General features: G+C 77.8%; 1 protein-coding gene. It reads left to right on the top strand.

Annotation, left to right across the window (positions count from 1 at the left end):
- Window positions 1-207 precede the first annotated feature (207 nt).
- On the top strand, window positions 208-15777 hold the full coding sequence (locus ACSMXW_RS10425) for a type I polyketide synthase (RefSeq protein ID WP_485807934.1): 15570 nt from the start codon (window positions 208-210) through the stop codon (window positions 15775-15777).
- Window positions 15778-15879 lie beyond the last annotated feature (102 nt).

Here is a 15879-nt window from a genome sequence, read left to right as displayed (position 1 = left end):
ACCCACCGCCGCCGCGGCGCCCGGCACTCCCGGCCGCCGCGGTACCGCCGGCCGCACACGCGGCCGGCCGGTCGCACCGGCCGCACCGGGGGGAGCGGTCGGTGCGGCCCCGGGCCGTACACGGCACGAGAAGGCTCACGGGTTCCGCCGGGAGCGGATCACGAGTTCCGCCGGGGGCGGACGGACACAGGAGGACGGCACAGAGTGATGCTTCCTGACGAGCACGAGGCGACGGTTCCCGGCGCGGGGGGCGCCCCAAAGGACGGCGCGCCCGCGTCCGGTACCGGGGCGCCCGCGTCCGGTACCGAGGTGTCCGCGTCCCGTGGTGACGCGTCCGCGTCCGGAACCGGTGCGTCGGTGCCGGGCACCGGGATGTCCGCGTCCGGCACCGGCGTGTCCGCGCTCGGCACCGAGGCCGCCGTCGCCGTCATCGGGCTGTCCTGCCGGCTGCCGGGCGCGTCTGGCCCCGCGGACTTCTGGCGGCTGCTGACCGGGGGGACGAGTGCCGTCGGGGACCGGCTGGAGGAGCGGTTGGGCGGCGGTGCTCCGAGCGGCGGTGCTCCGAGGGACGGTGCTCCGAGGGACGGTGCGGCGGTCGGCGGTGCGGTGAGCGGCGGTGCGGCGAGCGGCGGTGCACCGGGCGAAGGCGCCCGAGGGGGCGGCGCGGCGGTGCGGCCGCGGCACGCCGGGCTGCTGGAGCACATCGACCGGTTCGACGCGGCCTTCTTCGGCATCTCACCCCGCGAGGCCGTGCAGATGGACCCCCAGCAGCGGCTGATGCTCGAACTGGGCTGGGAGGCCCTGGAGGACGCCGCGATCCTGCCCCGCTCCCTCGGCGGCAGCCGCACCGGCGTCTTCGTCGGCGCCATCGCGGACGACTACGCCGTCCAGCTCGCCCGGCACGACGCCGGCTACACCCAGCACTCGCTGACCGGCACCAACCGCGGCATCATCGCCAACCGACTCTCCTACACCCTCGGCCTCACCGGCCCCAGCCTCACCGTGGACGCCGCCCAGGCCTCCTCGCTGACCGCGGTCCACATGGCCTGCCAGAGCCTGCTCACCGGCGAGTGCACGCTCGCGCTGGCCGGCGGCGTGCAGCTCATCGTGGGCCCCGACAGCACCGCCATGACCGCCGAGTTCGGCGCCCTCTCGCCGGACGGCCGCAGCCACACCTTCGACGCCCGCGCCAACGGCTACGTACGCGGTGAGGGCGGCGCCTTCGTCGTCCTCAAGCCGCTGGCGCTCGCGCTCGCCGACGGCGACCCGGTCTACTGCGTGATCCGCGGCAGCGCCCTCAACAACGACGGCGCCACCGACGCGCTCACCGTGCCCAGCGCACGCGCCCAGGAGGACGTCATCCGGCAGGCGCTGGCCAAGGCCGGCGTCGATCCGCTCGACGTGCAGTACGTGGAGTTGCACGGCACCGGCACCGCCGTCGGCGACCCAGTCGAGGCCGCCGCGCTCGGTGCGGCGTACGGCGCCGGGCGCGGCGCCGGGGCGGAACTCGTCGTGGGCTCGGCGAAGACCAACGTGGGGCACCTGGAGGGGTCCTCCGGGGTCGTGGGCCTTCTCAAGGCCGCCTTGAGCATCCGTCACCGGGCGCTGCCCGCCAGCCTCAACTTCGAGACGCCCAACCCGGCGATCCCCTTCGGCGTGCTGCGCCTTCGGGTGCAGGGGGCTTCCGGCCCCTGGCCGTGCGAGGACCGGCCCCTGACCGCTGGGGTCAGCTCCTTCGGGATGGGCGGTACGAACTGCCACGTCATCCTGACGGAGGCCCCGGCGGCGGCGGTCGCCGTGGGCGGTGGCGGTTTCGGCGTCGTCCACCCGCCGGTGGGTCGGGCCGGACAGGAGCAGCCCCCTGGGGCCGCCGGCGATCTGCAGGTTTCGCCGGGGCTGGTCGCGCCCACGCGGCGGAGCCGCACATGTCACGGCCCCGCGCCCCTTTCCGGCGCGGAGCGCCCGCCGGTCGCCCTCTGGGTGGTTTCCGGGCGGGGGGAAGGGGCCCTGCGGGCGCAGGCCGGGCGGCTTCTCGCGCATGTGGACGAGCGGCCGGACGCGGGCGCCGTCGACGTCGGGTGGTCGCTGGCGACCACCCGTACCGCGTTCGAGCAGCGCGGCGTCGTCGTCGGCCGGGAGCGCGAGACCCTGCTGCGCGGGCTGCGGGCCCTCGCGGCGGGTGAGCCCGCGGCCGGACTGGTGCGCGGCACCGCCGGGCCCGGGAAGCTCGCGGTGCTCTTCACCGGGCAGGGCAGCCAGTACGCGGGCATGGGCCGGGCGCTCCACGAGGAGTTCCCGGTGTTCGCGGAGGCGTTCGACGCCGTCTGCCGGCACCTCGATCCGCACCTGGACCGGCCGCTGCGGGCCGTCGTCCTCGCCGACCCCGACGCGGACCCCGCCGACGCCGCGCTGCTGCACCGGACCCGGTACACGCAGGCGGGCCTGTTCGCCGTCGAGACCGCGCTCTTCCGGCTCGTCGAGCACTGGGGCGTACGCCCCGCCCTGCTCATCGGCCACTCGATCGGCGAGCTGACGGCGGCCCACGTCTGCGGGGTGCTCTCCCTCGCGGACGCCTGCACGCTGGTGGCCGCCCGCGGCCGGCTGATGGAGGAGTTGCCCGAGGGCGGTGCGATGGTCGCCATCGAGGCGTCGGAGGAGGAGGTCGCCGCCTGTCTCACCGCGCTCGCCGGGGCCGCGGACGGCGCCGGCGGTACCGCGGGCGACCCCGGCGGCACCGCCGGACGGGTCGCGATCGCCGCGGTCAACGGCCCGCGCTCCGTCGTCGTCTCCGGCGACGAGGACGCCGCAGCGGAGGTGGCCGGGCACTTCTCGGCGCGGGGCCGCAAGGTGAAGCGGCTGCGCGTCAGCCACGCCTTCCACTCGCCGCGGATGGCCCCGATGCTGGCGGAGTTCACCGAGGTCGCGGCCGGCCTGAGCCACGGCACGCCGCGCATCCCCGTCGTCTCGAACGTCGCCGGTCGCCTGGCCACCGCCGAGGAGCTGGCCTCGCCCGCCTACTGGGCCCGGCACGCCCGGGACGCCGTGCGCTTCCTGGACGGGGTGCGCACCCTGCGCGGCGAGGGCGTCACCGCGTACCTCGAACTCGGGCCCGGCGGCGTGCTCACCGGCATGGCCGAGGACTGCCTCGCCGACGCGCCCGCCGAACGCGCCGCCCCCGACGTCCTGGTGCCCACGCTGCACCCCGGACGCCCCGAGCCCGAGGCGCTGCTCACCGCGCTGGCCCGGCTGTACGCGAACGGTACCCCGGTCGCCTGGGACGCCGTCCTCGCCCCGCACCGGCCGCGCCGGGTGCCGCTGCCCACCTACGCCTTCCAACGTCAGCGCTACTGGCCGGACTTCGGCGCGACCGCGGACGGCTCCGCCGCGGCAACCGGGCGCGACGGCTCCACTCCGGCGGGAGCGGGTGACGGCTCCACTCCGGCGGGAGCGGGTGACGGGTCCGCCGCGGTGAGCGCGCGCCCCGCGGCCGAGCCCGGCCCCGCACACACCGCCCCCGCCGCCGGATCCCCGTCCCCGGCCGACACCGGCGCCGAGCAGGCCCCGGGCACCCCGGACGGCGACCTCTCGTGGGCGCGCCGTCTGGCCGTGCTCGGCCCCGGGGAGCGGGAGCGGGCCCTGCTGGAGCTGGTGCGCACCCATGTCGCGGTGGTCCTGGGGCACGTCACGCCGGACACGGTGGACGGCGGCCGGGCGTTCAAGGACCTCGGCTTCGACTCGTCCCTCGCGGTCGAGCTGCGCAACCGCCTCATGGAGGCGACCGGGCTGCGGCTGCCGACCGGCCTCACCTTCAACTACCCGACGCCCGGCGCCCTCGTCCGCCACCTGCTCGGCGAACTGCCCCCCGGCGGCGACCCCGCGCCGACCACCGCCGGCACCGCACCGGCCACCGCCGACACCGCACCGGCCACCGCCGACACCGCACCGGCCGGCGCCACCGCACCGGCCGCCGGCGGCGCCCCCACCACCGCGGACGAGCCGATCGCGATCGTCGGCATGGCCTGCCGCTACCCGGGCGGCGCCCACTCGCCCGAGGCGCTGTGGCGGCTCGTGCAGCGCGGCGAGGACGCCATCGGGCCCTTCCCGGACAACCGCGGCTGGGACCTCGACGGCCTCTTCGACCCCTCGCCGGACAGCAACGGCACCACCTACGCCACCCACGGCGGGTTCCTCTACGAGGCCGACCGGTTCGACCCCGCCTTCTTCGGCATCAGCCCCCGCGAGGCCCTCGCGATGGACCCGCAGCAGCGGCTGCTGCTGGAGGTCTCCTGGGAGGCGCTGGAACGCACCGGCGTCGACCCGGTGACGCTGCGCGGCGCCCCGGCCGGGGTGTTCGTGGGCGCCACCGCGCAGGACTACCTGCCGGCGCTGCACGACGCGCCGGACGGTCTCGGCGGCTACCTGCTGACCGGCGGCACCCCCAGCGTCGCCTCCGGCCGGATCGCCTACACGCTCGGCCTCGAAGGGCCGGCCGTGACGGTGGACACGGCCTGTTCGTCGTCGCTGGTGGCGATGCACCTGGCCGTGCAGGCGCTGCGGCAGGGCGACTGCTCGCTGGCGCTGGCTGGCGGCGCCACCGTGATGTCGGGGCCGGGCATGTTCGTCGAGTTCAGCAGGCAGCGGGGCCTCGCGAAGGACGGCCGCTGCAAGGCGTTCGCGGCCGGCGCGGACGGCACCGCCTGGGCCGAGGGCGTCGGCGTCGTCGTCCTGGAACGGCTCTCCGAGGCGCGCCGCAGCGGCCACCGGGTGCTCGCCGTGCTGCGCGGCTCCGCGATCAACCAGGACGGAGCGAGCAACGGCCTCGCCGCCCCGAACGGCCCCTCCCAGGAGCGGCTGATCCGCCAGGCACTCGACAGCGCGGGACTCGGCCCGGCGGACGTGGACGCCGTCGAGGCGCACGGCACCGGCACCGCGCTGGGCGACCCCATCGAGGCCGAGGCCCTGCTCGCCGCCTACGGGCGGGAGCGCGCCGCGGACCGGCCGCTGTGGCTGGGCTCGCTGAAGTCCAACATCGGGCACGCGCAGGCCGCCGCGGGCGTGGCCGGCGTCATCAAGATGGTGATGGCGCTGCGCGCCGCCGAGCTGCCGAAGACGCTGCACGTGGACGCGCCGAGCCCGCACGTGGACTGGGAGTTGGGCGCGGTGTCGCTGCTCACCGAGGCCAGGCCGTGGCCCGCGGCCGACCGGCCGCGGCGGGCCGCCGTCTCCTCGTTCGGCATCAGCGGCACCAACGCCCACGTCATCCTGGAGGAGGCACCCGCGTCGCCCGCGCCGGGCGCGGCGGCCCACGGCGAGCCCGGCGGTACGGCGTCCCACGCCGCGCTCAACGGCACCGCACCCGCCGGAGGCCCTGCCGACGGCACCGCAGCACCCGATGCCTGCCCCGCCGCCGACACCGCCGCCGACACCGCCGACACCGCCGACGACGCCGACACCGCCCCTGCCGGTGCCCCCGACACCGGCCCCGTGATCCCGTGGCTGGTCTCCGGCAGGACCGGCCGGGCCCTGGCGGACCAGGCCGCGCGACTGCACGAGCACGCCGCCGCCGACCCCGCGCCCGGCGCGGGCGACATCGGCCTCTCGCTGGCCACCACCCGCACCGCCTTCGCCCACCGTGCCGTCGTCGTGGCCGGGGCACGCGACGACCACCTGGCGGGCCTGCGCGCGCTGGCCGAGGGCGGCAGCGCGCCCTCGCTGGTGCGCGGGGTGGCGGGCGAGGGCGGCGGGACCGTCTTCGTCTTCCCCGGCCAGGGCTCGCAGTGGCCCGGGATGGCGGTGGAGCTCCTCGACACCAGCCCGGTGTTCGCCGACCGCGTCCACGCCTGTGCCGCGGCCATGGCCCCGCACACCGACTGGTCGCTGATCGACGTGCTGCGCGGCGCGCCGGGCGCCGCCTCGCTGGACCGGGTCGACGTCGTCCAGCCCGCGCTGTTCGCCGTGATGGTCTCCCTCGCCGAGCTGTGGCGGTCCTTCGGGGTGCGCCCGGACGCCGTGGTCGGCCACTCGCAGGGCGAGATCGCCGCGGCCTGCGTGGCGGGCGCGCTCTCCCTCGACGACGCCGCGGCCGTCGTCACCCTGCGCAGCAAGGCCCTCGTGGCGCTGGCCGGCACCGGCGGCATGGCGTCCCTGGCGCTGCCCGCCGAGCGCGCCGCCGCGCTGCTCACGCGCTGGGCGGGACGGCTGGACATCGCCACCGTCAACGGCCCCGCCGCCACCGTCGTCTCCGGCGACCCCGACGCCATCGAGGAGGTGATCGCCGCCTGCGGGGCCGAGGGCGCCCGGGCCCGGAGGATCCCGGTGGACTACGCCTCCCACTGCTCCCACGTCGAGGCCATCCGGGACCACCTGCTGGACGTGCTGTCCGGCATCACGCCCCGGCCCGCGGCCACCGCGTTCTTCTCCACGGTCACCGCCGCGCCCCTCGACACCACCGAGCTGACCGCCGCGTACTGGTACCGCAACCTCCGCGAGACCGTCCGGTTCGAGGAGACCACCCGCGCGCTGTTCGCCGCCGGGCACCGCACCTTCATCGAGGCGAGCCCGCATCCGGTGCTCACCTTCGGCGTGCAGGAGACCCTGGAGGACGCCGCCGGTGCCGCCGCGGGGGACGCGGCCGGTGCGGGGGAGGCCGCCGGCGCCGGCTCGGCGGGCGCGGGCGGTGCCGTGGTGGGCTCGCTCCGCCGTGACGAGGGCGGCTGGCAGCGCATGTGCACCTCGCTGGCCGAGGCGTATGTGCGCGGCGTGCCGGTCGACTGGCGTCCGGTGCTGTCCGGACGCGGCTTCGCACGGGTCGACCTGCCCACGTACGCGTTCCAGCACGAGCGCCACTGGCTGACGCACACGTCCGCCGCCACCGACGCCGGCGGGCTCGGCCTCAGCGGCGCGGACCACCCGCTGCTGGGCGCCGCGGTCGCGCTCGCCGACGACGACCGGCTGGTGCTGACCGGCCGGATCGCCCTGCGCACCCACCCCTGGCTCGCCGACCACGCCGTCGCGGGCACGGTGGTGCTGCCCGGCACCGCGTTCGTCGAACTCGCCCTCGCCGCCGCGGCCCGCACCGGCCAGGCGGGCCCCGTGGCCTGCGACCACATCGACGACCTCACCCTTCAGGCGCCGCTCGTCCTCACCGAGCAGGGCGGCGTCCGGATCCAGGTGACGGTGGCCCCCGCGGACGACTCCGGCCGGCGCCGGGTCACCGTGCACTCCCGCCCGGACGGCGCCGACGACGACACCCCGTACACCCGGCACGCCACCGGCCTGCTCGCGCCCGCCCCGGCCGGCACCCCCGCCGCCCCGGCCGCCTGGCCGCCCGCCGGGGCTGCCGGGTTCCCCGCGGACCGGCTCTACGAGCAGCTCACCGCGCAGGGCTACGAGTACGGGCCCGCGTTCGCGAACGTGCACGCGGCCTGGCGGGCCGGCGACGACCTCTACGCGGACGTGCGCCTCGCCGAGGAGCAGCAGGCGGACGGCGCCCGGTTCGGGGTGCACCCGGCGCTGCTCGACTCGGCGCTGCACGTGCTCGCCCTCGGCGGCCTGCTGCGCGCCGACGAACGGGGCCGCGTCCACCTGCCGTTCAACTGGACCGGCGTCACCCTGCACGCCACCGGGCTCACCGCGGGCCGCGTGCACTGGCGGCGCACGGGTCCTGACACCGTCGCGCTGACGATCGCCGACCCGGCCGGGGCGGTGGCCCTCACCGCGGGCTCGCTGACGCTGCGCCCCGCGTCCCCGGAGGCCCTGGACCGGCTCGCCGCGGGCCGCGGCGGCGAGGCGCACGGCGGGCTGTACGCGGTGGACTGGGTGCCGGCGGTGCCCGCCGCCACTCCGGTCACCTCTGCCACTCCGGCCGCCCCCGCTGCCGCTCCGGCCGCCCCCGCTGCCGTGCCGGGCGACTCCGGCGTCGTGGCCGGTCCCGCCGCCCTTCCGGCCGGCCCCGGCGCCGCATGGGCCGTGCTGGGCGCCCGGACCGCCGAACGGGTGCTGGGCGCGCGGGCCGTGGCGTCCGGCGGCACGGGCGCCGCACGCCACCCCGACCTCGCCGCACTCGCCGCGTCCGTCGCGGCGGGCGGCACCGCGCCGGACGTCGTCTTCGCCGCGGCAGGCGCCGCGCCGGACGCCGACCGCGCCGCGGCAGGGGGCACCGGCCCGGGCGCCGCCCCCGCCGAGCCCGGTGCGGAACGCGGTGGCGCCGAGGACACCGGCGCCGAGCCGGCCGGCACCGGACACCCCCACCCGGCCGCGGACCCGGCCGCCCAGGCCCGCACGGCCACCGCGCGGACGCTCGCGCTGATCCAGGACTGGCTGGCCAGGGACGAGTTCGCCGGTGCCCGGCTCGCCGTGGTCACCGCGGGTGCGGTCCCCGCGCCGGGCTCCAAGGACCTGCCCGACCTGGCCGGCGCGGCCGTGTGGGGCCTGGTGCGCGCCGCGCAGAACGAGCACCCGGACCGGTTCCTGCTGCTCGACCTCGACGGCGAGGACGCCTCCCGCGACGCGGTCGAGGCGGCCCTCGCCACCGGCGAGCCCCAGCTCGCGCTGCGCGCCGGCACCGTCCACGTCCCCCGCCTCGTGCGCACCCGGGCGCAGGCGGCCGGCTCCGGGCCGGCGCAGCCCGTACCCGCGTCCCCCGTCGCCGGCTCCGGGCCCGCGCAGCCGGCCCCCGCGCCCCCGGCCACCGGCTCGGAGCCCGCGCAGCCCGACCCCGCGACCCCCGCCGGCACCCCCTACGCCCACGGCACCGTCCTGATCACCGGTGGCACCGGCACCCTGGGTGCCCTGCTCGCCCGGCACCTGGTCGCCGTGCACGGTGCCCGGCACCTGCTGCTGACCAGCCGGCGTGGGTCCGCCGCCGAGGGCGCCGGGGAACTGGTGGCGGAGCTGACCGCGCAGGGCGCCTCGGTGACCGTCGCCGCGTGCGACGCCGCCGACCGGGACGCGCTGGCCGCGCTGCTCGCCGCCGTGCCCGCGGACCGTCCGCTGACCGCGGTGATCCACACCGCGGGCCTGCTCGACGACGGCGTCGTCGGCTCCCTCACCCCGGAGCGGCTCGCCGCCGTGCTGCGGCCCAAGGCCGAGGCCGCCTGGCACCTGCACGAGCTGACCCGGCACCTGGAGCTGACGGACTTCGTGCTGTTCTCCTCCGTGGTCGGCACCCTCGGCAGCGCCGGGCAGGGCAACTACGCCGCCGCCAACGCCTTCCTGGACGCCCTCGCCCACTACCGCCGGGCCCTCAGGCTGCCCGCCCGCTCGCTCGGCTGGGGACTCTGGGAGCAGACCAGCGGGATGACCGCGCGGATGAGCGACGGGGACCGGGCCAGGATGCTGGGCGGTGGCGTGCTGCCGCTCGACTCGGCGCACGGGCTCGCCCTCTTCGACGCCGCGCTCGCCGCCGGCGGCCCGGCCCTGTTGCCGGCCCGCTTCGACACCGCCGCACTGCGCGGCCGGGCCCTGGCGGGCGATCTGCCGCCGGTGCTGCGCGGCCTGCTGCGCACCCCGGTACGGCGCGCGGCCGCGGCGCCGGGCGGCCCGGCGGGCGATGGGCTCGCCGACCGGCTGGCCGGGCGCCCGGCCGCCGAGCAGGAGCGGATGCTGCTGGAGCTGATCGGCACGCACGCGTCCGCGGTCCTCGGGCACGAGGGCTCCGGCGGGATCGCCGCCGACCGCGCGTTCAAGGAGCTCGGCTTCGACTCGCTGACCGCGGTGGAGCTGCGCAACCGTCTCACCGCGGCCACCGGACTGCGGCTGACCGCCACCCTCGTCTTCGACTACCCGACGCCCGCCGCCCTCGCCCGCCACCTGCGCGCCGAACTGACCGGCGGCCAGGAGCAGGCCACGGCCCGGGCGGTCACCGCGGACGCGGACGAGCCCATCGCGATCGTCGGCATCGGCTGCCGCTACCCCGGGGGCGTGGGCTCCGCCGACGACCTGTGGCGGCTGGTCGCCGAGGGCCGCGACGCCATCGGCGACTTCCCGCGCGGCCGCGGCTGGGACATCGAGGATCTGTACGACGCCGACCCGGAGCGCGCCCACAAGGTGACCACCCGGCACGGTGGCTTCCTGCACGACGCGGGCGACTTCGACGCCGACTTCTTCGGCATGAACCCGCGCGAGGCGCTCGCCACCGACCCCCAGCAGCGGCTGCTGCTGGAGGTCGCCTGGGAGACCTTCGAGCACGCCGGCCTCGCCCCCGCGGCCCTGCGCGGCAGCCGCACCGGCGTGTTCGCCGGGATCATGTACGGCGACTACGGCGGCCGGCTCCTTACGGCCCCCCGGGAACTGGAGGGCTACCTGCGCAACGGCAGCCACGGCAGCGTCGCCTCCGGCCGGATCTCGTTCACGTTCGGGCTAGAGGGGCCGGCGGTGACGGTGGACACGGCGTGTTCGTCGTCGCTGGTGGCGCTGCACCTGGCGGCGCAGGCGCTGCGTGGTGGGGAGTGCGACCTGGCGCTCGCCGGCGGGGTGACGGTGATGGCGACGCCGGCGACGTTCGTGGAGTTCAGCCGGCAGCGCGGGCTGTCCCCGGACGGCCGCTGCAAGGCCTTCGCGGGCGCCGCCGACGGCACCGGGTTCTCCGAGGGCGCGGGCCTGCTGCTGGTCGAGCGGTTGTCGGACGCCCGGCGCAACGGCCACCGGGTGCTGGCGGTGGTACGGGGTTCCGCCGTCAACCAGGACGGCGCGAGCAACGGCCTCACCGCGCCCAACGGCCCGTCCCAGCAGCGGGTGATCCAGGCCGCGCTGGCGAGCGCCGGTCTGACGACGGCCGACGTGGACGCCGTCGAGGCGCACGGCACCGGCACCAGCCTCGGCGACCCCATCGAGGCGGGCGCCCTGCTCGCCACCTACGGCAGGGACCGCGGCGCGGCGGCGCGGCCCGTCTGGCTGGGCTCGATCAAGTCGAACATCGGGCACACGCAGGCCGCCGCGGGCGTCGCCGGGGTGATCAAGATGGTGCAGGCGATGCGGCACGGCGTGCTGCCGCGGACGCTGCACGTGGACGAGCCCACCCCGCACGTGGACTGGGAGTCAGGCGCCGTCCGCCTGCTGACGGAGGCCGCCCCGTGGCCCGCGGCGGACCGGCCGCGCCGGGCCGCCGTCTCCTCGTTCGGCATCAGCGGCACCAACGCCCACGTCATCCTGGAGGACGCGGAGGGCACCAAGGCCCCGGCGGCGGGGGAGGCCGCAGGGGCCTTGGTGGCCGCAGAGGCCGCAGGGTCCGCAGAGGCCACAGAGGCCACAGAGGCCGCACCCGAGCCCACCGCCACGGAGACCGCGGGCACCGCGGGCACCGCGGCCGCCGAGCAGACCCCGCCGCCGGCCGGGCAGCCGGCCGCCGTCTCCCCGGTCCCGCTGGCCCCCTGGGTCCTGTCGGCCAAGTCCGAGGAGGCGCTGCGTGCCCAGGCCGCCCGGCTGCGGGAGTTCGTCACCGCCCGCCCGGAACTGGACCCGGCCCCCGTGGCCCGGGCACTGGCCACCACCCGCACCCACTTCGCCCACCGCGCCGCCGTCCTCCCGGCCGACGGCGACCGGGACGCGTTCCTCGCCGCCCTCGACGCGCTCGCCCAGGGCCGGCAGGAGCCCACCGTGCTGCGCGGCACGGCGGACGGCGCCGCGGGCGGCACCGGCACCGGCCCCCGGGTGGCGTTCCTGTTCTCCGGGCAGGGCAGCCAGCGGCCGGGCATCGGCCGCGAGCTGTACGCGGCGTTCCCGGTGTTCGCCGCGGCCCTGGACGAGGTCTGCGCGCACATCGACCCGCACCTGGACCGGCCGCTGAAGGAGCTGATGTTCGCCGCGCCCGGCACCCCTCAGGCGGCGCTGCTCGACCAGACCCGCTACACGCAGACCTGCCTGTTCGCGCTGCAAGTGGCGCTGTTCCGGCTGCTTGAGCACTGGGGCGTCACACCGGACCGGCTCATCGGCCACTCCGTCGGCGAGCTGACGGCCGCCCACTTCGCGGGCGTGTTCTCCCTGGCGGACGCCTGCACGCTGGTCGTCGCCCGCGGCCGGCTGATGCAGGCCGCACCGGCGGGCGGCGCGATGGTCGCGATCCAGGCCTCGGAGGACGAGGTGCGCGCCACCCTCCCCGATGACGGCGACCGCGTCACCGTCGCCACCGTGAACGGCCCCACGTCCACCGTGGTCGCCGGCGACGAGGAGCCCGTCCTCGCGCTGGCGGCCCGCTGGCGGGCGGACGGCCGCAGGACCACCCGCCTGGCCGTCAGCCACGCCTTCCACTCGGCCCACATGGACAGCGTCCTGGACGAGTTCCGGACGATCGCACGGACGCTCACCTACCACCCGGCCCGCATCCCGGTGATCTCCAACGTCATCGGCACCACCGCCACCGACGAACAGCTCACCTCGCCGCAGTACTGGACGGACCACATCCGCGCCACCGTCCGTTTCCACGACGGCGTGCTGCACCTGCACGAGCGGCACGGCACGACCGCCTACGTGGAGCTGGGCCCGCACCCGGTGCTCTCCGGGCTCGTCGAGGACACCCTCGCCGAGTCCTCCGCCGCGCCGGCCGTCGTCCCGGCGATCCAGCGCGGCCGGCCGGAGACGGAGAGCGTGACCCGGGCCGTGCTGACCGTCCACACCCGCGGCGCCGGACCCGACTGGGACGCCTTCCTGGGCCGTGCGGACGGCCCCCCGGTGGCCCTGCCCACCTACGCCTTCCAGCGCAGGACCTACTGGCTCGACGTGCCGCCCGGCACCGGCGGCGCCGCCTCCGCCGGGCTCGACGAGCCGGGGCACCCGCTGCTGGGCGCGGCGGCCGACCTGCCCGACGGCGGCCACCTCTTCACCGCCCGGCTCTCCCTGGCCGGCCACCCGTGGCTCGCCGACCACACCGTCCTCGGCACCGTCCTGCTACCCGGTGCCGCCCTCGTCGAACTCGCCCTGCACGCGGCGGCACGGACCGGCGCCGGCGGGCTGGACGACCTCACCCTGAGCGCCCCGCTGGTGCTGCCGGAGCAGGGCGCCGCCCACCTCCAGCTGCTCGCCGGGGCCCTGGACGCCACCGGCCGCAGGAGCATCGTCGTCCGTTCCCGGGCGGCCGGCTCCGACGCCCCCTGGACCACGCACGCCACCGGCACCCTGGCGCCCGCCGGGGCCGGCTCCGAAGGTGCGGCCGGCTCCGCCGGGGCCGCCGAGTCCGGTGCCCGGCCGCCGGCCGGCGCCGTCCCGGTGGACGTCGAGGGACGCTACGCGGACCTGCTCGGCCGGGGCCTGGCCTACGGGCCCGCCTTCCGGGGGCTGCGCGCCGCCTGGCTGCACGGCGACGAGGTGCACGCCGAGGCCGTGCTCCCGGACGGCCTCGCCGCGGAGGACTACGGCGTCCACCCCGCGCTGCTGGACGCCGCCTTGCACACGGTGCTCCTGCGCGAGGGCGAGGACGGCGGGGCGGCGGGGGACGGGGTGGGGGAGCGGCGCGTCCCGCTGCCGTTCTCCTTCGGCGGGGTGCGCCTGCACACCGCGGACGTGCCCGCCGTCCTGCGGGTCAGCACCGCACCGGCCGGCCCCGACGCCGTCTCCGTGCGGGTCACGGACGACACCGGACGGCCCCTCGTCACCGTCGACTCCCTGGTGGTCAGGCCGATGACGGCCGGTCAGCTGGAGCGCGCCGCGGGCCGCCACGACACCCTCTTCGAGCTGGACTGGATCCCGGCCCCGGCCGGTGACGGTCCGTCCGCCGCGCCCGAGGGCCCCTGGGCGGTGCTCGGCACCGGCGCGCAGACCGCGGCCTGGTCGTGCGGGGACGTGCCAGTGCGCGGGTATCCGGACGCGGCCGCGCTGGGTGCGGCCGTGGACGCCGGCGACCCGGTGCCCACGCTGGTCGTCGCGCCGTTCCCGGCGGGCTCCGGCGATCCCTCGGCGGCGGCGTCGCGGTCCGTCACCCGGCGCGCCCTCGCCCTGCTCCAGGACTTCCTGACCGACGACCGGTGGTCCGGGGCGCGGCTCGCCGTGGTGACCTCGGGCGCCATCGCCGCGGGGGCCGACCGGGGCGTGCGCGACACGGCGGGCGCGGCGCTGTGGGGGCTGGTGCGCTCGGCGCAGACCGAGCACCCGGGCCGGATCGTGCTGATGGACGTCGAGAACGCCGAGAACGCCGAGAACCCAGCCGACCTCGCGGACCCGGCCGCCCTCGCCCCGCTCACCGGCAAGGACCTCGGCCACCTGCTGGCCGGCGCGCCGCACACGACGGGACACGCCGGGCCCGAGACGCAGCTCGCGGTCCGCGAGGGCACCGTGCTGGTGCCGCGGCTGACCCGGATCGGCGCCGCGGGCGCCGCGGAGCCGGCGGGCGGCGCGGGGGCGGTGGACGGCACGGGAGCGGGTGCCGCGGAGGCGGCGGGCGCGACGGGCGCCGCCGGCGCCGGGGAGTCCTCGCGTGCCGCCGAGCCGGGGACGGCCCGGGGACCGGCGTTCGGACCTCGGGGCACCGTCCTGATCACCGGTGGCACCGGCACCCTGGGTGCGCTGCTCGCCCGGCACCTGGTCGCCGAGCACGGCGTCCGGCACCTGCTGCTGACCAGCCGCCGCGGCCCGGCCGCCGAGGGGGCCGCCGAACTCGCCGCCGAGCTGACCGCCGCCGGCGCCGAGGTGGCGATCGAGGCGTGCGACGCCGCCGACCCCGGCGCACTGCGCGCCCTGCTGGCCCGGGTGCCCGACGCGCACCCCGTCACCGGCGTGGTGCACAGCGCCGGGGTACTGGGCGACGGCACCGTGCTCACCCTCACCCCCGACCGGATCGACGCCGTCGCCCGCGCCAAGTCCGACGCCGCCTGGAACCTGCACCGGGTCACCCGCGAACTCGGCCTGCCGCTCACCGCGTTCGTGCTGTTCTCGTCCGCCGCCGCCACCTTCGGCACCGCGGGCCAGGCCGGGTACGCCGCCGCCAACGCCTACCTGGACGCGCTGGCCGCGCTGCGGCGCGCCGAGGGACTGCCGGGCGTGTCGGTGGCCTGGGGCCTGTGGGCGGGCGACGCGGGCATGGCGGGCCGTCTCGCCGGCACCGACCGGGCCCGGCTGGCGAGGGCCGGCCTCGCACCGCTCGCCGCGGCCGAGGGCCTCGCCGCCTTCGACGCCGCCCTCGGCGCGGGGCGCGCCGCGGTGCTGGCCGCCCGGCTCGACCTGCCGCAGCTGAGGGCAGAGGCCGAGGCGGGCACCCTGTCCGCCTTCCTGAGCGGCCTGGTGCGCACCCCCGCCGGGCGGGCCCGTCCGGCGGGCGGCACCGACCTGGCGGAGCTGCGCCGGAGACTGGCCGGCCGTCCCGAGCACGAACAGCACCGGCTGCTGCTCGAATTCGTCCGCACCCAGGTGGCGGACGTCCTCGGGCACCGCTCGCCCGAGCGCATAGACGCCGACCGGGGCTTCCTGGACATGGGCTTCGACTCGCTCACCTCGATCGAGCTGCGCAACCGGCTCACCGCGGCCACCGGCCTGCGGCTGCCGTCGACGCTCATCTTCAACTACCCGGCGCCCGCCGCGCTCGCCGAGTTCCTGCAGACCAAGCTGGACCCTCGGGAGCCCGCGGGCCCCGACCCGGTGTTCATGGCGATGGACGGCCTGGAGTCCGTCCTCGGGGCCGTCACCCCGGACATGCGCACCAAGATCGTGACCCGGATGCAGAACTTCCTGCTGCGGCTCGGCGAGAACCGGGCCGCCGGCCCCCCGGCCGCCCCGGCGGTGGCGAAGGACATCGAGTCGGCGACCGACGACGAGGTCTTCGACTTCATCGAGAACGAGCTCGGCATCTCCTGACGACCCCGGCCCCTTCCGGCGGGTCCCCGCCCCCTCCCGACAACTCCCGAGACCACTCCACGACCTTCGACCCCACCCACCACCCACCACCCACCACCCACC

Source organism: Streptomyces sp. DSM 116793, assembly GCF_057320905.1.
This window is presented reverse-complemented; position numbering and strand designations above follow the sequence as displayed.